The sequence below is a fragment of the Marinobacter sp. MBR-105 genome, assembly GCF_053628895.1.
The window spans coordinates 151,520-170,094 of record NZ_JBRJHG010000011.1 but is presented as its reverse complement, the minus strand read 5'-3'; the positions used below and the strand labels follow the sequence as shown (position 1 = coordinate 170,094).

Here is an 18,575-nt window from a genome sequence, read left to right as displayed (position 1 = left end):
AAACACACAAATAAAGGGAAAATAGTGTCTGAATCTTCGATTTTTTGCCGTTTAAACCCAAGATGGGCAAATATCAGCAGTTATTCAGACCTTCCCTAGAATCCTAAATCAGACTTTTGTCGGACCCTGAGCTGCATGTTTCACCGCCTGAAAAACGATTTTCGGTTATCCATCATTACCTTGCTGGGCATCAGCGGGCTGGTGGGCATCACGCCGTTTGCGGTGCTGCGGTTTATGCAGGGAAACCTGTTGGCGGGTGTGGTGGATAGCGCGATCCTTGGCGGTATTGCGATGAGCATGGCCTATGCCTGGTTCACGGGAGATACCCGCAGGACGGGCCTGGTTATGGCGATTATTTCGTCCTACGGGGCTGTTGCAGTCGGTACGATTGTTGGTGACCCGGGGTTATTCTGGTTGTATCCCTGCCTGTTCACCACTTTCTTCCTGGTCGTTCCGAGGGTTGCCGTCGGTATCAACCTGTCCGCCATCCTGGCCATGATGGTGATCGGCCTGGCATTCAGTAGCCAGGAGCAGATGTGGTCGTTTTCTTCCACCGCCGTTGTGGTCAGTGCCTGCGCCTATGTCTTTGCCCATCGTAACCACAGCCAGCGCCGGCGCCTGGAGCAACTGGCCACCATCGACCCGCTGACCGGCGTAAAGAACCGCCGTTCCATGGATCAGGAGCTGGATGTGGCCGCTGCCAATGCCGAGCGTTCCGGCCTGCCCTACGCTCTGGTGTTGCTGGACCTTGATCACTTCAAGAAGATCAATGACGAATATGGCCACGGCGTGGGCGACGATGTGCTGACCGAGCTGGTGGCCCTGCTGGAGAGCAATACCCGCCGTTCCGATCAGTTGTTCCGATATGGCGGTGAGGAGTTTGTATTGCTGCTGCCAGGAGTTGATGGCGTGAATCTGCGTGCGGTGATGAACAATCTTCAGCAGGTGCTCCGAAAATACATGAAGCACCCTGGCGGGCCGGTAACCGCGTCATTCGGCGTGGCCCTGCTGGGCCATGGCGAAAGTGTGGAAAGCTGGCTGGCCCGGGCCGACAACGCGCTGTACACCGCCAAGGAAACCGGGCGTGACCGGATTGTTTATGCCGAGGATATTGGTCAGCCCATGCCAGAGCCGGTTCCCACGGCTGCAGGCTGAGTGTCTTCATCAACGGGTGTGGAAGGCTGGTAATGAAACAGGCGCCAGCCGAGTAACAGGCTGGCGGAGGTCAGCCCGGCCGTCAGTCCTACCCAGAAACCCGCAGCGCCCAGCGCCGGCCACACCCAGTCGGTAAATGTCAGCACATATCCCAGCGGCAGGCCCACTCCCCAGAATGAAAACAGCATGATGAACATGGGAATGCGCGTGTCCTTGTAGCCGCGCAGGGCGCTGATACAGGTTACCTGGATAACATCGGCAATCTGGAACATGGCGGCGAAGGTGAGCAGCCGAATGGTGACCGCCTGAACCTCGGCATCGCCGGAATACAGGCTGGCAATCGCGCCGGAGAACACGAACAGCAGGGTGGCAAACAGCAGGGCGATGGCCGAGGCCAGAATCAGCGAGCTGCGGGAGATGAGCCGGGCGGAATCCGGGGCCCGCGCACCTACCAGAAAGCTCACCCGCAGGGTCAGCGCCATGCCGACGCTCAGCGGCAGCATGAACAGCAGCGATACCACATTCAGGGCAATCTGATGCCCGGCAACCACCACTGGCCCCAGCGGTGCCAGGAACAGTGCAATTACTGCAAACATGCTGGCTTCCACGAAGATGGTGAAGCCGATGGGCACGCCAATGCGCAGGATGTAGCGAATGCCGGCCCAGTCGGGCTTCACCCAATCGGCAATCAGATGAAACTGGCGGAAGGTCTCGCTGCGGTTCAGGTAGATCAGCATGGCGATGGCGGCGATACCGTTGGAGATGGATGTGGCCCAGCCACAGCCGACGCCGCCCATGGCGGGAAGCCCGAGTTTGCCGTAAATGAAGATGTAATTCAGGGGCAAATTAATCAGGGTGCTGAGCACGGAAAACGCCATGATGACCCGGGTATGACCCAGGCCATCGGTCAGGCCCCGAAGGGCGTTGATCAGCAGCAGCGCGGGAATGCCCCAGGCGAATGCGTCGAGATAACCCTGGGTGATGCCGGCGGTGTGCGGGTCGAGTCTCAGCAGGGCCAGGACGGGATGGACATTGGTCAGCAACAGCGCCATCACTACGGTGCCGCCCGCCGCAATGTAGATGCCCTGCCAGGTTGCGGGCATGATCTTATGGGTTGTCCGAGCGCCGTTGTAGCCGGAAATGATCGGTTGCAAGGCGCCGAGCATGCCCATGAAAAACAGGAAAAGCGGCATCCACAGGCTGCTGCCGATACCCACGGCCGCGAGGTCTTCGGCACTGGCGTGGCCAGCCATCACGGTATCGATCACACCATTGGCCATCTGTGCCACCTGGGCAATCAGAATCGGGCCGCCCAGAATGGCCAGTGTTTTCCACTCGGCGAGCGTGCGCTGAATCAGCGGCTGGCGGGCTTCGGGTAGTGGCTGATGGGTTTCGTCCATGGCGCTCTGGTCTTTCCGGAATTGTAGCGTGGCACTGGTAGAGGACCGGCCATGGTACCTCAGCCTGCAGGCTCATGCTTATAGGGGTTTCCCCGTCTGCCGCCGCTGCAAAACCCACCGTAAAGCAGTAAAGTAGGCGCCCGGCATACAACAGGGGTGGTGCAATCGATGGTCTTACTGGTTCTGGTAACCGTACTCTGGGCCTTTTCGTTCAGTCTGATCGGCGAGTTCCTGGCTGGCCGTGTAGACAGCGACTTCGCGGTATTGAGCCGGGTCTTGCTGGCAGCCCTGGTGTTCCTGCCGTTTACCCGCTGGCGCGGTGTTCCCTCCGGTATGAAGCTGGGCATCCTGGTGACTGGTATGCTGCAGTTCGGCATCACCTATCTGTGCCTGTATCGCTCGTTCAGTTACCTGACGGTACCGGAAGTCCTGCTGTTCACCATTTTTACGCCTCTGTACGTGACTCTGGTGGATGATGCCCTGGCCCGCCGGTTTTCACCGGTGGCGTTGCTGGCTGCGGCCATTGCCACACTTGGTGCCGGCATCATCCGGTACGATGGCCTCAGTGAGGATTTCATTACCGGGTTCCTGCTGCTGCAGGTGGCCAACTTTACCTTCGCTGCCGGCCAGGTCGGCTACAAGCACGTGATGCAACGTTACCCTCTGGCGCTGCCTGGGTATCGCACTTTCGGTTACTTCTTCATGGGCGCACTGGTTATCGCGCTACCCTCGTTCCTGATTTTTGGTAACCCGGGCAAGTTGCCCTCAACACCGTTGCAGTGGGGCATTCTTGGCTGGCTGGGCCTGGCGGCGTCCGGTCTGGGGCTGTACCTGTGGAATCGCGGTGCCTGCAAGGTCGATGCAGGCACCCTGGCGGTGATGAACAATGCCCTCGTACCGGCTGGCTTGCTGGTCAATCTGCTGATCTGGAATCGTGATGCAGATCTGCTGCGCCTGGCCGTTGGTGGTGTGGTGATCGGATTCTCTTTGTGGGTGAATGCTCGCTATCACCCCAGGGCAAAACTGGCTGCATCCTCCTGAGTTCCCTGAATTTTTTCTAAAGCGCCGTGGCCTGTTGTCGTTACACGAATAGGACACGGCGTAACCCATTCGCTATTTCATTGATATATATCTATAACTAAGCTGTCGCCGTTAAATTTTATCGGGCCAACGGACGAACAGTTCCCCATGCGCAAGAACCTGCCTGTCACTCAGCGCGAGATCCACATCCCTGAAGGAATGCGGTTGATCAGTACGACCACTCTCAAGGGGGTGATTACTTACTGTGATGATGACTTCGTCACCATCAGCGGTTACAGCCGGGACGAACTGATCGGTCAGGCCCATAACCTTATCCGGCACCCGGATATGCCCCCGGCGGTTTTTGCTGACATGTGGGAATACCTGAAAGCCGGCAAGGCCTGGATGGGGGTTGTGAAGAACCGGGCCAAGTCTGGTGACCATTACTGGGTGAGCGCTTACGCCACGCCAATCTGGGAGAATGGCCAGATGGTGGGCTATGAATCCGTGCGGGTCGCCGCTACCCGGGAGCAGATTGCCCGTGCTGAACGGCTGTATAAGGAGATCTCCGAGGGTGGGTTGAGTTCCGGTTGGCGCAACCGGATTCTGACCATGGTCCGTTCAGGCTGGCCCTTTATGGTGTCCCTGGGCTTGAGTCTGGGCGCCCTCGCGTTCGAGTCTCCGGCTTTGGCCGTGCTTCTGGTAGTGGTTGGTCACGTTCTGGGTTTTGGTCTGGTGTTTACCTCGCTTTCCAACCGGCTCAAGAGCTTGCTGGAACTGCGTCCGGATGCCTTCCAGGACCCTATCGTTGCCCGAACCTACAGCGATGAGCGCGGACTGATGTCCCGGCTGGCACTGATGCTGGTGAGTGAGGAGGCGAGAATCCGAACCGCATTGGCCCGCATAGATGATCAGGCCGAACAATTGCTTGAGCAGGTTCACGCTTCCCATGGTTACATTACCGAGGGCGCAGCAGCCATTGCGCGGCAGCGCGCTGAAACGGACCAGACCGCTTCGGCCATCAACCAAATGACCGTCTCCATCCAGGAGGTGGTCGAATCTGTTAATCACAATGCCCGGGAAGCGGAACAGGCCAATCGCCAGGCCCATGAGGGTAGCGAGCGCAGTGGTGAGGCATTGGGCGCCATCCAGCAACTGGTGAATCAGGTTCAGGGCATTGGCGACTCGGTGGGCCGGCTGGGCGAATCCACCCGTAGCATTGGCGAGGCGGCAGATCTGATCAGTGAAATCGCTGATCAGACGAATCTTCTGGCCCTCAACGCCGCCATTGAGGCAGCTCGGGCTGGAGAGCAGGGCCGGGGCTTTGCGGTGGTCGCTGATGAAGTTCGCTCACTGGCGCAGCGGACCCGGCAGTCGACGGTACGCATCCACGAGGTGGTTGAAGGTTTCCGTGCCCAGGTGGATCAAACTGTAAACGCGGTGCGCGCAGGGGAACAGATTGCCGGTGATGGCCTCAACCGGGTGCAGGGCGCTGCCGATGCACTTAATGCCATCGTCAGTTCCGTGGATCGCATTTCCGAAAGTTTTATCACCATGTCGGCGGCGTTCGAAGAGCAGAGTCAGGTCTCTGATGAGATCAATCGCCAGGTGGTGAATATTGCCAGCCTGGCTGACCAGAGCGATGAACAGGCGGATGCGGCAAAACAGAGCAGCGATACTTTGAGCCAGATGGCCGGTGGTCTGAAAGACCTGATTGCCCGATTTGTCAGTAAAACCCGATGATTAGCATTCCCGGGCGGCGTCGGGGACGATGAATTGTCCCGGCGCTCGCCCCTCGGCACTGGCATCATGCCGCCAGTGCTGGCAGAATCCCGCCCCAATAGCCCGCACGCCGTGTGCCGGGCGATCTGACAATTCGTATTTTCCTCAGCCAAAAGCACAGGAAGCAAACACATGACTCAGTCCAACTCCGCAGCAGACAGCGGGAACGGGGCTCGCGGACTCTGGTCTTCCAAGTTCGCGTTTATTCTGGCAGCCACCGGTTCCGCGGTTGGTCTCGGTAATATCTGGAAGTTCCCCTATGTCACCGGCGAGAACGGCGGTGGTGCCTTCGTTCTGGTGTACCTGCTCTGTATTGCCATCATCGGTATTCCTATCATGATGGCGGAAGTGTTTATCGGCCGGAATGGTCGTCATAACCCCATTACCAGTTTTCGGCTGGTGGCGGAGCGCAACCTGGCGTCGCCGGCCTGGCGAGTCTCGGCCATTGTCGGCATGCTGGCTGCATTTATCATTCTGTCGTTCTACTCGGTCATCGGTGGCTGGGCGGCCTCCTACATTGGCCACGCGGCCATGGGCGATTTCACCGGTGGTACTGCAGAATCTGTGGGCGAGCTGTTCGGTGGCCTGCTGGGCAGCCCGATTCAGCTGCTGGCCTGGCACACGGTGTTCATGGCGCTGGTGGTGCTGGTGGTTTCCCGGGGCTTGAAAGGCGGCCTGGAGCGCGCAGTCACCATCCTGATGCCGGCGCTGTTCCTGTTGCTGTTGCTGGTGGTTGGTTATGCGACGACGACCGGCCATTTCGGCGAGGCAGTCAGTTTCCTGTTCACCCCGAATTTTGAGGCATTGACGGTCAAAGGCGTACTGGTTGCCCTGGGGCACGCCTTCTTCACACTGAGCCTGGGTATGGCCATCATGATGGCTTACGGTTCCTACCTGGGCCGTGATGTCTCCATCGGCCGAACTGCCGTCAGTGTGGCGATCATGGATACTGTGGTGGCACTGCTGGCGGGCCTGGCCATTTTCCCGGTGGTGTTTGCCAACGGCCTGGAAGCCGGTGCCGGCCCCGGTCTGATCTTCCAGACCCTGCCGCTGGCGTTCGGTAACATGCCCATGGGCGGCCTGTTCGGCACCCTGTTCTTCGTTCTGTTGCTGTTTGCTGCCTGGACCTCTGGCATTTCCCTGCTGGAGCCGGTGGTTGAGTGGGTTGAAGAGAAAACCAGCCTGGCCCGCACCGGCAGCGCTATTCTGGTGGGCGTGCTGTGCTGGGCGCTGGGCATTGTTTCCATTCTGTCCCTGAACGTCTGGTCTGATGTGACGCCGCTGGGCATGTTCGCCGCCTTTGAAGGCAAGACGGTGTTCGACCTGCTGGACTACTTCACCGCCAACATCATGCTGCCACTGTCTGGCCTGCTGACCGCCATTTTTGTGGGCTGGTTTGTGGCCAAGGAATCGCTGAAGAGCGACCTGGCCCTGCAGGGTGGCGCGTTCAGCCTGTGGTACAACCTGATCCGGTTTGTGACGCCGATTGCCGTGGCGATCGTGTTTGTTTACAACCTGACGGCCTGATCGCCTCGCTGCTCAGGCAGCAAAAAGAAACCCCGGTGCTGGCGACAGTACCGGGGTTTTGTTTTTGGGGAGCGTGTTATTCGTAGTCGCTCTCGTCCTGCTCCATCACAGCCTTGAGGCGTTCTACGTGGGGCCGGACAGCACGTTTGTCGGCATCGCTCACTTGCTTCGCCGCACTGGATGCGCTTTTGACGGTCACCATCATCTGTTCCATCATTTCGCGCATCTGGGCTTTGGCGGCTTCGGGCATGTCGGGATTGTTTTCCATCTCGGCAATGGCGCGCTCCATCTCCGCGATATCCGGAGCCATGTCGGGCTGGGCTTCCATTTCAATGGCAAACCAGGCGCTGACGATGCGGTCGCCTTTGCGGGCCCAGGCTTCCGGGCTGGAGAATCCGAAGTCATCGACCAGGTCGTCCAGGTCATCGTACATTTCGTGCCCTTTCACTTCGTCCACCATCGAAGACATCATCCGGGCGAAATCCACTTCCCGCTCATCGTCGGCTGGATCTTCGATGGATTCGATGAAGTCCTGATGCTTGTCGATCAGGGGCTGCATGGCTTCCATGCTGGCGATGAAGGAAGTGACATCGTCTTCGGTGAGGTTTTCGCTGTGGGCTAACGGTGCCAGGGCCAGGCTGAGTAGCAGCAGGCCGGCTTGCAGCACGTTGAGGCGCGGTTGGGTGTTACGGTGGTTCATGGTGCACTCCTTGCTGATGATTTCCTGTGGATGTCAGCAAAGAGTAATCCCAGGCTGGCCAGGTTTCCAGAGGTATCAGGAGCTCAGACCTTTCCGCCCAGCAATATGCGCACGGCAGTGCAGGCATCCTCAAGCTCTTCATCGCGGGGTTCGCGGCCGCCAATGATGTCGCTGTACAGGCAGGATTCGGCGATTCGTACCATGAAGTAGGACAAGCTCTGGATGTTCATGGGTGGGCTCAGATGGCCTGCGCGCACTTCGTCTTTGAGCAGGCGGGTGTTCACTTCCACGGTGCGGGCGTGCAGCGTGGAGTGGGAGGAGGTGAGCATTTTCAGGGCGTATTCCGGGTCCTGATGCAGGAACTTTCGCAGCGGCGCGAAGTGCAGGATGGTCATGTTGATGTGGCGGAACACGCCCACCACGTAGTCGACGCCATGGCCGGGGGTAACGGCGCGGGCTTCTTTGTACAGGGGCTCGTACAGGGACCACAGGATTTCACCAATCAGCAGGTCGCGGTTACCAACCCAGCGGAACAGGGTGGCGCGGCCGATGTGGAGGTCGTCGGCGAGGGCGGCCAGGCTGATTTTTTCCCCTTTTAGCCACATTCTTCTGGCGCGGCGGAAGGCGTCCAGGGGGGTGGTTTTGGCGGTTGGTGTGGTCACTTCGGTCCCTTTGGCTGGTTTGGGGACATTCTATCGGTTGCTGGGGCTTGGGGCTATGGCCATTGGCTTGGGTTGTGGTTTGTAGCCTGCTGATTCTGGAGTTTGTGAGCGTGTGGGAGTGCTTTCCAAAAACCGCTACGAGCTCATCCCTGAGCGCTTCTCTTCGGCCATCCATGGCCTTCGAAATTTTTGGAAACCACTCCCACACGCTCACTATCAGCCTTCGGTGGCATAGTCCCATTGATTGTTCGGGGATATCACACCCACAAGTCTCCAATAGGAGTATCCGGGCTGAAGTGGTGCACTATCTGGGCCTGCAGCAGTTCCGCGGTGGCGATGGCGTCGATCAGGGCGTTATGGGAGGCATAGTGGGGCAGGCCGTAGCGGAGCCGGCTGTCGGCGAGGCGGATGGAGATCGGCTTTTTGCCCATCAGTTGCTGCCAGCGGCTGGGGTTGCGGTTTGGGTGCAGGTGCGCTTCGATGGCCATGGTGTCGATGACCGGGAAGCGGAGTTGTTCGTTCAGGCGCCATTGCAGGGCGGTGTTCAGGAACGGGCGTTCGATGTTGCGGTAGTGCACCACGGGGATTCGGCCGTTGAGGTGTTCGAACAGCGGGTCGAGTACGTCTTCCAGGTCCGGGGCGTTTTCGATTTCGCTGTGGGTAATGCCGTGGATGGTCACAGAGGTTTTGTGCAGGGGCAGTCTGGGGCGAACCACCTGGTGCCAGCATTGGCCGAGCTGGATGCCTGTCAGGGTAAAGGGCACCAGGCCGATGCTGACGATGGAATGCTGGTCGGCTTCCAGGCCAGTGGTTTCGAAGTCCAGGGCCACTAAGGGGACGTCCCGGACAGGCGTGTCCGGACTGGGGCAGCCGGCTTCGTAGAAGGCGCGGATTCTGGCGTCTTTTGCCTGTTCGGCGCCTTTGCGGTAGTTCTCTGGCCAATTCTGCTTGCTGTTGCCGCTTTTGATCACGCTAGACATTCCGGGTGGCTCCCCCGGCGTTGTAGCGGAAGCGCAGGAATTTCTGGGCGTTACTGACGATCTGGAAGGCGTCTTTCAGGTGGCTGCGTTCAAACGGCGACAGGTCCTCCGGGCGCACGTTGTTGTCCGGGTCGCGGCCCTCTTCGATGGCCAGGGCCTGATGGCGGATGCGGACGATGGAGATGAATTCCAGGGCATCCCGCAGGTTGCCGGCGTCGTCGTCCAGCATGAGTTTGGTTTTGGCGATGTCGCGCAGGCGTTCGAAGGAGTTCTGGGAGCGGGAACCGCAGGCCAGGGCGTGCACCCGGATGAGGTCAGAAACCGGTGCGGTGCCGCGGCGTTTGAGGTTGAAGGTTTTCTGGTGTTTGCCGTCTTCTTCCAGGACGAAGGTGCGGAAGAAGCCCAGGGGCGGCGTGCGGTTCAGGGCATTGCGGGCCAGGAAGGTAAGGAAGCGCTGGCTGTTGCTGGCCTTGTTCACGATCAGGGTTTTCAGCTGTTCAGCATAGTCGGTTTCGCCGTAGATGCCGTCCAGGTCGAAGAAGATGTTGCTGTTGAGCAGGGCTTCGGCTTTGGGGTTGTCGATCCAGTCGGTGAAGTAATCCTTCCACACGCTCAGCGGTTGTCGCCATTTCGGATTGGTGGCCATGATGTCACCGGTGCAGTAGGTGTAGCCGCATTCAGCCAGGCCGTCGGAGACAAATTTGGCCAGGGCCAGGAAGTATTCGTCGTGCTCTTCCGGAATGAAGCTGTCGTCCAGCACCATGGCGTTGTCCTGGTCGGTAACCACCAGCTGTTCATCCCGGGCCATGGAGCCGAGAGCCATAAAGCAATACGGGATGGGTGGCGGGCCGAGTTTTTCCTCGCCCAGCTCCAACAGGCGCTGACTGAAGCTTCGGCCGATGCCAGCCATGGCGCTGCCGATCATGTGGGAATTGGCGTCTTCATTCACCATGCGCACGAAGCTGTCGCGCACTTCGCGGCTGATTTTCTTCAGGCCTTTGACGTCGTTCTGGTGGTAGATGTTGCTCACCAGGTACAAGCTGCTCTGGCTCTCGTATTTGACGATGTCGGACAGCGCGATTACGCCACGCACTTCATGGTCTTCCATCACTGGCAGATGGTGCACGTTATTGTGCAGCATGGTAAGCATGGCTTCGAAGATGTAGCTGCGGGCGCTGATGGTAATCAGCCCTTCGGACATGATCTCGCTGATGGGGGTTTCTGATGGCAGTGCGTTGGTGACCGCCCGGGTGCGCAGATCCCGGTCGGTGATGATGCCCTTGAGCCGGGGCGAATCCCCACTTTCGTCCATCAGCAGCAGTGCCGACACGCCGTTGTCGGTCATGATCCGGGCGGCTTCCTGAAGGCGCACGGTGGTCGGGGCAGAGACTGGCTCGCGGGCAATTAGCCGGGTGACCTTGGCGGACATCAGTTCGTTGGATTTGTGCCGGCGCGAGACCGCCGAACGCAGACGGCTGTGGTCTTCAATCTCGACAAAATCCGCGAAGTTCTCGTCGTTTTCCCACAGATGCTGGAAGGTCTCGTAGGGGATTTTGTAGATCAGGCAGTCTTCGATGGCTTTGGCCGGAAAGCGCACTTTCTGATTGCGCAGCAGGCCAAACTGGCCAAAGATTTCGCCCTCACCGATGCGGTTGTAAAGCTCGCCCGAACGCCGGAAGATTTCCACCGCACCGCTGCGGATGTAGTGCAACCAGTAGTTCTGCTGGCCCAGCTCAAGGATCTGGGTGCCGGCCCGGTAATAGGCCACTTCGATGCCAGTGACGATGCGGTCGAGCAGTTCTTCGGGCATTTCGTCGAAGGGAGCGTGTTGGGCGATGTGGTTGCGGATGTCGAGCAGCTCGGCCTGCATAAAACTCCCTGATCTGGCGACGAAAAACATTTGTTAAAAGATGAATATAGCAGTGTGGGGGTTGTGGGGCCACGCACGGTTTTGACGGATGTCGTTGACCGTCCCCGTTCCGGTTGCTAGCCTTGCCGCACTTTTTTCAGGTGCCTGTCGCAAAGCGCGATGGGTGAAACGGGAAATCGGTGCGCCATTGTATGGCTAATCCGATGCTGCCCCCGCAACGGTAAGCAGGTTAACGGCAATCTGATGCGCCACTGTGCTTCGGCATGGGAAGGTGATTGCCCCGGAGTTCGCTCTGCCTGCAAGCCCGGAGACCGGCCTGGAAAAACACCCGGAGTTGCGGTGGGCTGCTTGGGTGGGCGAATCCCGGCCCGTTTCACAACACCGCACCCGCCTGCCCTCTGCCCGTTCCGCAACCTTAAGCCTGAACCTTGAGTATCAACCCGTGCGGGTGCGCGCGGTTGGCGGAGTAAAGCGATGCATACCCTGAAGTTTCCTGCCGCAATTGCCGGCGTTTCCATGTTGACCCTGCCCCTGGCTGTGGCTGCCCAGTCTTCCGAACCTGCTGAAAACCTTGATCCGATTGTCGTGACTGCGACCCTTGGGCCGAAGACGGTGGGGGAGAGTTTGTCTTCGGTGACGGTGATTGAGCGCGCAGATATCGAGCGCCGGCAACCGGCCGAGTTCCGGGATCTTTTGCGTGCTCAACCGGGTGTTCATGTGGTGTCTGATGGTAGTTACGGTAAAACCACCAGCCTGTTTCTGCGTGGCGCCGGTAGTTCCGGCACGGTTCTTCTACTGGATGGAATTCGTTTGCGCTCGGGCACAGCTGGTATCCCGCCCTGGCAGTTTCTGCCACCGGAGCTGATGGAGCGTGTGGAGCTGGTGCGTGGTGCCAAGAGTTCATTGTATGGTGCTGATGCTGTCGGCGGTGTGGTTCAGGCCTTCACGCTGGAGCCACAGGCGAACCAACAGGGGTGGGCTGAAGTATCGGGTGGTTCTCACAAGACCCGTGAGACCTCAGTTGGCTTTGCTGGTAAAGCGGGACAAACTTCTGTGCTGGCAAGCGGTGTTTACTCCGATACTGATGGAACCAACCTGCGTGCCGGTGGCGATGACAAAGGCTTTCGCAATGCAGGCGGCCTCGCCAAGATCAGCCACCGGTTCGAGCAAGGTGGCGGAGCTGGTGTAACCGTTTTTCAGTCTGAAGGTAACACTGAGTTCGAGAACGGCGATACCGATTACATGATCCGGGCGGCCGGGCTGTATGTTGAGGCGGTGGCCAGCGATTACTGGCGTACCCGGATCCAGTTCTCGGAAGCACGGGATGAGCAGGAAACGTTCGGTGCCTACCCGAGCATCTACGATTCATTGTCCCGTTCTGCCCGTTGGGAGAACACGCTGACCGCCGGTGTTCATGAACTGGTGCTGGGCTCCGAAGTGATGGTGGATGAAGTCGAGGGCAGCGACGAGTTTACCGAAACCAGCCGTACCAACGCTGCGGTGTTTGGCCAGGGGCGCCTGAACTTCGGGGCAACGGATGTCATGCTGAGCCTGCGCCTGGATGATAACGAAGCCTTTGGCAAAGAAGAGACCGGTGGCATTGCCGTTGGCCACCAATTTGATCGTGCTCATCGGGTTCGTCTGAGCTATGCGACCTCATTCAGGGCGCCGACTTTCAATGATCTCTACCTGACCACACCTTACTACACCGGTAACCCGAACCTGGAGGCGGAACAGGGCGAGATGGTTGAACTGGGCATGTCGGGTCGCTACGACCGTTGGTTCTGGGATCTGGCGCTTTACCAGAATGATGTGGAAGACCTGATTACCTATGTATCTGATCCGGTTACCTGGAATGGCACCATGGAGAACGTGGAGACTGCAAGGATTCGCGGTGCTGAACTCTCATCCGGTTTCGACACTGGCGGCTGGAATATCGCGGCGGCCCTAAGCTACTCGGATACAGAAAACAGGGACACGGGTGCCCGTTTGCCTCGTCGTGCGGAAAAGACCGCGCGACTTGATGTTGATCGGCTGTTCTCGCGGTGGTCGGTAGGCGCCAGCCTTGTTGCTGAAGGCAATCGCTATAACGATGCCGCTAACACCAGCCTCTTGCCAGGCCACGGCACCGTCGATCTGCGAGCCGCCTGGAATTTCCTGCCCGGATGGTCGGCCAGCTTCAAGGTGGATAATGTGCTGGATCGTCGTTACACCACCAGCCTTGGCAGTGACAACGTCACCTTCGAGCCGTTCGACTATCTCGCCGCAGGCCGGACGTACATGGCAAGCGTACGCTATGATTTCAGCCGGTAAAGTACTTATCCAGAAAGGTATTGTTTCCTGATGATGGCTCGCGGGCTCACCCTCCTGACCGCTCTCCTACTAGCACCCCTCCCGGTGCTGGCAGAAACCCTGTGTGCCCGCGATGCCCTGCAACGTGATGTCTGCCTGCCGGATGCCGCCACCCGAATTGTCTCCCTGTCGCCCGGCGCCACGGAGCTTCTTTTTTCCGCCGGTGCCGGCGACAAGGTGGTGGGCGCCGGGGCCTGGAGTGATTATCCGCCAGCGGCGGAGCAGTTGCCCCGTGTGGGGGACAGCAACCGGTTGGACCTGGAGGTGATTCTTTCGTTGCAGCCAGACCTGGTGGTGGCCTGGGTGGATGGTAATTCCCGACAGCAGGTGGAGCGGCTGGAGCAGCTGGGTTTGCCGGCGTTCTGGCTGTCGCCCAGGGAGTTTGAGGATATTCCCCGGGCTATTGAACAGCTTGGTACGCTGGCGGGTACTTTGGATGTGGCGCAATCCGAAGCGCTGTCGTTCCGGCAGGGCATCCGGGAACTGGAGGAACGCTACCACTCAGCCGACCCCATTCGGGTGTTCTACCAGATCTGGGATCAGCCCCTGATGACCATCAACCGGGATGAGTTGATCGGTAAAGCCATCGAGCTGTGTGGCGGTATCAATGTCTTTGGTCACCTGCCCCGGCTGGTGCCTCGCATCAGTACCGAGGCGGTTCTGGAAGCCGCACCGGAGGTGATTGTAACCTCTGGCCGTGAGGGCAATGACCGGGCGTGGCTGGCAAGCTGGGAAGCCTACCCAGGCTTGCCGGCGGTCGCTGCCGGCAACCTCTTCCTGGAGCCGCCGGATCTTCTTGCCCGCCCGACTGTTCGTATGCTCGAAGGCGTAAGCCATCTGTGCCAGACACTGGAGACCGCCCGTGGCCGGCTTTAATGCCCTGCGTCCGCTGGCTGTGCTGGTGCTGATCAGCATCGCCGCAGTCACCTTCGCCATCGCCGTGGGCAGTGCCCAGATTGGCGTTGGCAAGGTGGTGTGGGTGTTGGCCGGGGGCGGCTCGGACCTGGATCGTACCCTGATCCTGGATCTACGCCTGCCCCGGGTGCTCAGCGCCTTTGCTGTGGGTGGCTTGCTGGCGGTGGCCGGTGCCTTGATGCAGGTATTGCTGCGCAACCCCCTGGCGGACCCCTATGTACTTGGCCTGTCTGGCGGTGCAGCGGTGGGCGCCCTGCTGGCTATGCTGGCGGGTATGGCCGGATTGATTGTGTCCGGTTCCGCCTTTGCCGGTGCCATGCTGGCCACCCTGCTGGTGTTTGGCCTGGCCCACGGCAGCGGCAGCTGGACACCTTCGCGCCTGCTGCTGACCGGTGTTGTAGTAGCTGCTGGCTGGGGTGCATTGATTACCCTGATCCTGGCCATGACACCGGCAGCCCGGTTGCCGGGCATGCTGTACTGGCTGATGGGCGACCTGTCTCATTCCGGCCAGCCCTGGCCCGGTTTGCTGGTGTTGGTGCTGGTGATCCTGCTGGTGCTGCCGCTGGGCCGGAGCCTGAATGTACTTGCCCGGGGTTCCATGCAGGCGGCGGCGCTGGGCGTGTCGGTTCGGCCGCTGGAATGGCTGGTGTACCTGCTGGCCAGTTTGCTGACTGCAACCGCCGTGACCATGGCCGGTGCAGTCGGGTTTGTCGGGCTGGTGGTGCCGCATATGCTTAGGCTGGTGCTGGGCAATGACCAGCGCCTGATTCTGCCTGCCTGTGCCCTGGCCGGTGGCATTCTGCTGGTGCTGGCGGATACCCTGGGGCGGGTGGTGATTGCCCCGGAGCAACTGCCGGTGGGTGTGATTACCGCTTTGCTGGGGGTGCCCACCTTCCTGTACCTGCTGTACCGGAGCCGATGATGACGACGTTGGCGACTCACGAGCTTGTGATCGACATTCCCGGGCGGGCGTCCGGATCGCCACTGGGACTGCAGGTTGCACCGGGGCAGATCTGGGGTGTGCTCGGCCCCAACGGTACCGGCAAAACCACCCTGCTCCACACCCTGGCTGGCCTTCGGCCACCCCGAGGCGGGCAGGTGTTGCTGGATCAGAAACCCCAAACCTCTCTGCGTCGCAAACAGGTGTCCCGTAATGTTGGTTTAGTCTTTCAGGACCGGCAAGACGGCTTCCCCGCCACGGTCCTGGAAACCGCCCTGATTGGCCGTCATCCCTGGCTCTCGGCCTGGCAAATGGAATCCGCGAACGATATCGCCCTGGCCGAACAGGCCCTGCAGGCCCTGGATGTAGCGCACCTGCGGGATCGTCTGGTCAGCACCCTGTCTGGCGGCGAACGCCAGCGGGTAGCTATTGTCACCCTGATGACCCAGAACCCGGACATCTGGTTGCTGGACGAACCCACCAACCACCTGGACCTGCACCATCAGGTGGCCGTGATGAACCTGCTCACCGCCCGTGCCAACAGCGGCAAGGCGGTGTTTATGTGCCTGCACGACCTGAACCTGGCTGCCCGCTGGTGTGACCATCTTCTACTGCTCTATCCGGATGGCCAGGCCTGCTGGGGGCCGGCGGATACGATGCTGGTGCCCGCGGCCCTTGAACAGTTGTATAACCAGAAGCTGGAAACGGTGGAGGTGGATGGCGCACCGTTCTTTGTGCCCAGCCGCGGGAGCTGATCAGCCGTTTGTCAGGATTTGATCGGCGGTAGTACTTCGACGAGCCCTTTTAATTCCCGGGTGATTTCAAATAACTCCCTGAGCAACTGGGGGTTCACGTCCATATGGCCTTCGTATTCGGCTAGGTTGCGGGCTGCATGGCACTTATCGAGCACACGCCATTTTGCGTTGGATAAGCCAACGGTATGCTGAAGACACTGGAACACAATGTAGCGGCTTTCTGACCGATACCCGTGCCAGCGCAGCGCGGCCAGCGATAAGGCGTGAGCGGCGCCGTAAGCGAGTGAAAACTGGCTGTCGGCCGATTATCCAGTGCTTCCATGCGCTAAGTCCTTTTCATTGGTGAAAACCAGCTCCAGCCGGGGCTGCTCCAGAACCCGTGTAACAAAGCTCTGTTGCTCTTTGATCCGTTGCTCAAATTCGGCTGGTGAGTATACCGTTGGATTGATGGTGCGTTGCAATTGCTGCTCGGCGGGAGCCAGTAACTCCATGATTCCGCTGTAACTCAGATCGTTGCCCACGAGCATCAAATCAACATCGCTTGCCGAATGGGCTTCACCCTTGGCAACGGAACCGTAAATAAAGGCCTGCTCCAGTTGATCGGCCAGCGGTGCCAGCGCGGTTTGCAGTATCTCGCGGATACCAAAGGTTTTCTGCACGAGGCTGCACAATTCCTGAAAGATGGGGGTGTCCTGATTGGCCTGATAATGGTGCTGGTTTCCATGGGGTATCATGATCACCAAGCCAGATTCGGTTAGCTTGGCCAACTCCCGGACGACCGAACCCCGGCCGATCTGGGCAAGCCGTACCAGTTCGTTCAGGTAGAAACTCTGGTCCGGGTGGCCATAAAGTACGGAAAGTAGCCGCTGCTGGGTTTTGGTAAAGAGTGCATCACCGATGCTTCTGCCTGGCATAATCTGGGCTCTGCTGACTAGGTCCTGTTATGGGTACTATAGTACCCAATATGGGAATTGAAAGTCTCAAAAAAGGTACTAAAGGTCTCATTTTGGGTACTATGAGTCCCTTTGTGAGACTTCTTTTTGTGTTTTGACAGCTCTGCCTTTTGGAGAGTGCTATGAACTTTACTGAATTCTACAACGTCGCCCTCGCCCGCAAAGGTGGTGAGCAGGCCCTGCAAGCCCTGCTGCCGCCGGTGGTGGAGAAAAGCCGGCTGGCGGAGGTGAGTGACGACCGCTATCTGTCGGAGATGACTCGCTGCATTTTCAAGGCGGGGTTTGTCTGGCGGGTCATCGAGAACAAGTGGCCGGATTCTGAGGCGGCGTTTGACGGTTTTGTTCCGGCCTACTGGCAGCAAGTGCCACCGGAGGTGCTGGAACGGTTGGCGGCGGATGAGCGTATCGTCCGCAACATGCAGAAAATCCGCACCGTGCCGGAAAACGCCCGGATGATCATGGATGTGGCGAAAGATCACGGCAGCTTCGGGCAGTTTCTCGCTAACTGGCCGGGTGATGACCAGGTGGGCTTGTTGCTTTACCTAAAGCGTAACGGTGAGCGGCTGGGCGGTAACTCGGCCCAGTACTTTCTTCGCCGAGTGGGCTGGGATGGTTTTATCCTGTCCCACGATGTGGTTACCGCTCTTACCCGAGCCGGCATTCTGGATGCCTCTCCTGCCAGCAAGAAAGGCCTGACCCAGGCCCAGCAGGCGTTCAACCAGTGGCACCAGGAAACCGGGTTGCCGGTGAGCCATTTGTCGCGGATTGTGTCGTTTACGGTGGATAATTAGCCAGACGGGACACGAGGGCTCGCCGGGTTTTCAGCCGGCGACGACACCAAAAAGCGCACCAATGCCCGCAGTAAGCGCCATGGCGAGCGCCCCCCAAAACATAACCCGGATGGTGCCCCGCATGACACCCGCACCGCCGGCCCGGGCGGACAGGGCACCAAGGCCTGCGAGGAAAATCAGTGAACTCACCGATACCGCGCCGAGAACCAGACTGACCGGAACCAGCAGAAGTACAGTCAGGGGCAGGGCTGCACCAACGGCAAAGGTGGCTGCCGAGGCCAGGGCTGCCTGCACGGGTCTGGCGGTAAGGGCATCCGTAATACCCAGTTCGTCCCGGGCGTGGGCACCCAGGGCATCGTGCCTGGTTAACTCGGTCGCCACTTGCTGCGCCAGCTCCCGGCTCAGACCGCGAGCGCGGTATATACCCGCCAACTCTGCCAGCTCTGACTCAGGGTCCGATTCAAGTTCCTGGTGCTCGCGCTTGAGATCGGCCTGTTCGGTATCAGCCTGCGAACTGACCGACACATACTCGCCGGCGGCCATCGACATGGCACCCGCCACCAGCCCCGCTACCCCGGCAACAAGAATGGCCTCTTTGCTGGCTCCGCTGGCCGCGACCCCAAGCACCAGGCTGGCGGTAGACACAATGCCATCGTTGGCGCCCAGAACGGCGGCCCTCAGCCAGCCAGTTCGGTGAACTCTGTGATTTTCCATCTATCATGGTCCGTGTGTAGGGAGTGCATGAGGCAACATAGCACACAGGAATCCTGGCG

At 59.5% G+C, this 18,575-nt stretch carries 16 protein-coding genes and 1 riboswitch; of the genes, 9 read left to right on the top strand and 7 right to left on the bottom strand.

Annotated elements, in window-relative coordinates; all coding sequences use genetic code 11:
- Positions 1-135: 135 nt before the first annotated feature.
- On the top strand, positions 136-1,155 hold the full coding sequence (locus tag ACSSVV_RS14055) for a GGDEF domain-containing protein (protein WP_454106427.1): 1,020 nt from the start codon (positions 136-138) through the stop codon (positions 1,153-1,155).
- Here ACSSVV_RS14055 and ACSSVV_RS14050 read toward each other — a convergent pair.
- On the bottom strand, positions 1,116-2,555 hold the full coding sequence (locus ACSSVV_RS14050; RefSeq protein WP_454106426.1) for an MATE family efflux transporter: 1,440 nt from the start codon (positions 2,553-2,555) through the stop codon (positions 1,116-1,118). The two genes, ACSSVV_RS14055 and ACSSVV_RS14050, sit on opposite strands and share 40 nt — an antisense overlap.
- Positions 2,556-2,723: 168 nt before the next feature.
- On the opposite strand from ACSSVV_RS14050, the gene ACSSVV_RS14045 reads away from it, so the two are divergent.
- The 3 genes from ACSSVV_RS14045 (at position 2,724) to ACSSVV_RS14035 (ending at position 6,884) form a co-directional block, all read left to right on the top strand.
- Positions 2,724-3,596 carry a carboxylate/amino acid/amine transporter gene (locus ACSSVV_RS14045; RefSeq protein WP_228224436.1) on the top strand — a complete coding sequence of 291 codons (873 nt, stop codon included), beginning with the start codon at positions 2,724-2,726 and terminating at the stop codon, positions 3,594-3,596.
- A 147-nt stretch (positions 3,597-3,743) separates the two neighbouring features.
- The gene (locus ACSSVV_RS14040; RefSeq protein ID WP_454106425.1) at positions 3,744-5,318 is read left to right on the top strand and encodes a methyl-accepting chemotaxis protein; all 1,575 of its coding nucleotides are present in this window, start codon (positions 3,744-3,746) and stop codon (positions 5,316-5,318) included.
- A 171-nt stretch (positions 5,319-5,489) separates the two neighbouring features.
- The gene (locus ACSSVV_RS14035) at positions 5,490-6,884 is read left to right on the top strand and encodes a sodium-dependent transporter (protein WP_153739777.1); all 1,395 of its coding nucleotides are present in this window, start codon (positions 5,490-5,492) and stop codon (positions 6,882-6,884) included.
- Between the two features lie 76 nt (positions 6,885-6,960).
- Here the strand turns inward: ACSSVV_RS14035 and ACSSVV_RS14030 are convergent, their stop codons facing one another.
- The 4 genes from ACSSVV_RS14030 to ACSSVV_RS14015 all read right to left on the bottom strand — a co-directional run bounded on the left by ACSSVV_RS14030 (position 6,961) and on the right by ACSSVV_RS14015 (position 11,096).
- Positions 6,961-7,584: a hypothetical protein gene (locus tag ACSSVV_RS14030; RefSeq protein WP_011783818.1), complete on the bottom strand. Its 624-nt coding sequence runs from the start codon at positions 7,582-7,584 to the stop codon at positions 6,961-6,963.
- A gap of 83 nt (positions 7,585-7,667) precedes the next feature.
- Positions 7,668-8,246, bottom strand: a complete 579-nt coding sequence (locus tag ACSSVV_RS14025; RefSeq protein WP_011783819.1) for a QsdR family transcriptional regulator — start codon at positions 8,244-8,246, stop codon at positions 7,668-7,670.
- Positions 8,247-8,503: 257 nt separating this feature from the next.
- Positions 8,504-9,226 carry a 3'-5' exonuclease gene (locus ACSSVV_RS14020; RefSeq protein ID WP_454106424.1) on the bottom strand — a complete coding sequence of 241 codons (723 nt, stop codon included), beginning with the start codon at positions 9,224-9,226 and terminating at the stop codon, positions 8,504-8,506.
- Positions 9,219-11,096 (bottom strand): putative nucleotidyltransferase substrate binding domain-containing protein, encoded by a 1,878-nt coding sequence (locus ACSSVV_RS14015; protein WP_011783821.1) that lies wholly within the window; start codon positions 11,094-11,096, stop codon positions 9,219-9,221. Before ACSSVV_RS14015 ends, ACSSVV_RS14020 begins: the two co-directional genes overlap by 8 nt.
- A gap of 121 nt (positions 11,097-11,217) precedes the next feature.
- Positions 11,218-11,430, top strand: a riboswitch (cobalamin riboswitch).
- Between the two features lie 140 nt (positions 11,431-11,570).
- On the opposite strand from ACSSVV_RS14015, the gene ACSSVV_RS14010 reads away from it, so the two are divergent.
- From ACSSVV_RS14010 to ACSSVV_RS13995, 4 genes are read left to right on the top strand one after another with little or no spacing between them, the layout of a single operon-like run.
- The gene (locus tag ACSSVV_RS14010; protein WP_023012016.1) at positions 11,571-13,409 is read left to right on the top strand and encodes a TonB-dependent receptor plug domain-containing protein; all 1,839 of its coding nucleotides are present in this window, start codon (positions 11,571-11,573) and stop codon (positions 13,407-13,409) included.
- A gap of 30 nt (positions 13,410-13,439) precedes the next feature.
- Positions 13,440-14,324 (top strand): cobalamin-binding protein, encoded by an 885-nt coding sequence (locus ACSSVV_RS14005; RefSeq protein WP_022990561.1) that lies wholly within the window; start codon positions 13,440-13,442, stop codon positions 14,322-14,324.
- A 13-nt stretch (positions 14,325-14,337) separates the two neighbouring features.
- On the top strand, positions 14,338-15,285 hold the full coding sequence (locus ACSSVV_RS14000; RefSeq protein ID WP_413771521.1) for a FecCD family ABC transporter permease: 948 nt from the start codon (positions 14,338-14,340) through the stop codon (positions 15,283-15,285).
- The gene (locus ACSSVV_RS13995; protein ID WP_022990563.1) at positions 15,285-16,058 is read left to right on the top strand and encodes an ABC transporter ATP-binding protein; all 774 of its coding nucleotides are present in this window, start codon (positions 15,285-15,287) and stop codon (positions 16,056-16,058) included. Before ACSSVV_RS14000 ends, ACSSVV_RS13995 begins: the two co-directional genes overlap by 1 nt.
- A gap of 305 nt (positions 16,059-16,363) precedes the next feature.
- On the opposite strand, the gene ACSSVV_RS13990 is transcribed toward ACSSVV_RS13995, so the two are convergent.
- Entirely contained in the window at positions 16,364-16,972 is a 609-nt protein-coding gene (locus ACSSVV_RS13990; protein WP_023012017.1) for a nucleotidyltransferase domain-containing protein, read from the bottom strand.
- Positions 16,973-17,133: 161 nt separating this feature from the next.
- Here ACSSVV_RS13990 and ACSSVV_RS13985 point away from each other — a divergent pair, with 161 nt between their 5' ends.
- Positions 17,134-17,802, top strand: a complete 669-nt coding sequence (locus tag ACSSVV_RS13985; RefSeq protein WP_022990566.1) for a DNA-3-methyladenine glycosylase I — start codon at positions 17,134-17,136, stop codon at positions 17,800-17,802.
- Positions 17,803-17,832: 30 nt separating this feature from the next.
- Here the strand turns inward: ACSSVV_RS13985 and ACSSVV_RS13980 are convergent, their stop codons facing one another.
- Positions 17,833-18,516, bottom strand: a complete 684-nt coding sequence (locus ACSSVV_RS13980; RefSeq protein WP_022990567.1) for a VIT1/CCC1 transporter family protein — start codon at positions 18,514-18,516, stop codon at positions 17,833-17,835.
- Between the last annotated feature and the right edge of the window lie 59 nt (positions 18,517-18,575).

What these genes read in the sequence shown, in the direction of transcription:
- ACSSVV_RS14055 (WP_454106427.1), top strand. Translation starts at nt 136, where the DNA reads ATGTTTCACCGCCTGAAAAACGATTTTCGGTTATCCATCATTACCTTG.
- ACSSVV_RS14050 (WP_454106426.1), bottom strand. Translation starts at nt 2,555, where the DNA reads ATGGACGAAACCCATCAGCCACTACCCGAAGCCCGCCAGCCGCTGATT.
- ACSSVV_RS14045 (WP_228224436.1), top strand. Translation starts at nt 2,724, where the DNA reads ATGGTCTTACTGGTTCTGGTAACCGTACTCTGGGCCTTTTCGTTCAGT.
- ACSSVV_RS14040 (WP_454106425.1), top strand. Translation starts at nt 3,744, where the DNA reads ATGCGCAAGAACCTGCCTGTCACTCAGCGCGAGATCCACATCCCTGAA.
- ACSSVV_RS14035 (WP_153739777.1), top strand. Translation starts at nt 5,490, where the DNA reads ATGACTCAGTCCAACTCCGCAGCAGACAGCGGGAACGGGGCTCGCGGA.
- ACSSVV_RS14030 (WP_011783818.1), bottom strand. Translation starts at nt 7,584, where the DNA reads ATGAACCACCGTAACACCCAACCGCGCCTCAACGTGCTGCAAGCCGGC.
- ACSSVV_RS14020 (WP_454106424.1), bottom strand. Translation starts at nt 9,226, where the DNA reads ATGTCTAGCGTGATCAAAAGCGGCAACAGCAAGCAGAATTGGCCAGAG.
- ACSSVV_RS14015 (WP_011783821.1), bottom strand. Translation starts at nt 11,096, where the DNA reads ATGCAGGCCGAGCTGCTCGACATCCGCAACCACATCGCCCAACACGCT.
- ACSSVV_RS14010 (WP_023012016.1), top strand. Translation starts at nt 11,571, where the DNA reads ATGCATACCCTGAAGTTTCCTGCCGCAATTGCCGGCGTTTCCATGTTG.
- ACSSVV_RS14005 (WP_022990561.1), top strand. Translation starts at nt 13,440, where the DNA reads ATGATGGCTCGCGGGCTCACCCTCCTGACCGCTCTCCTACTAGCACCC.
- ACSSVV_RS13995 (WP_022990563.1), top strand. Translation starts at nt 15,285, where the DNA reads ATGACGACGTTGGCGACTCACGAGCTTGTGATCGACATTCCCGGGCGG.
- ACSSVV_RS13990 (WP_023012017.1), bottom strand. Translation starts at nt 16,972, where the DNA reads ATGCCAGGCAGAAGCATCGGTGATGCACTCTTTACCAAAACCCAGCAG.
- ACSSVV_RS13985 (WP_022990566.1), top strand. Translation starts at nt 17,134, where the DNA reads ATGAACTTTACTGAATTCTACAACGTCGCCCTCGCCCGCAAAGGTGGT.
- ACSSVV_RS13980 (WP_022990567.1), bottom strand. Translation starts at nt 18,516, where the DNA reads ATGGAAAATCACAGAGTTCACCGAACTGGCTGGCTGAGGGCCGCCGTT.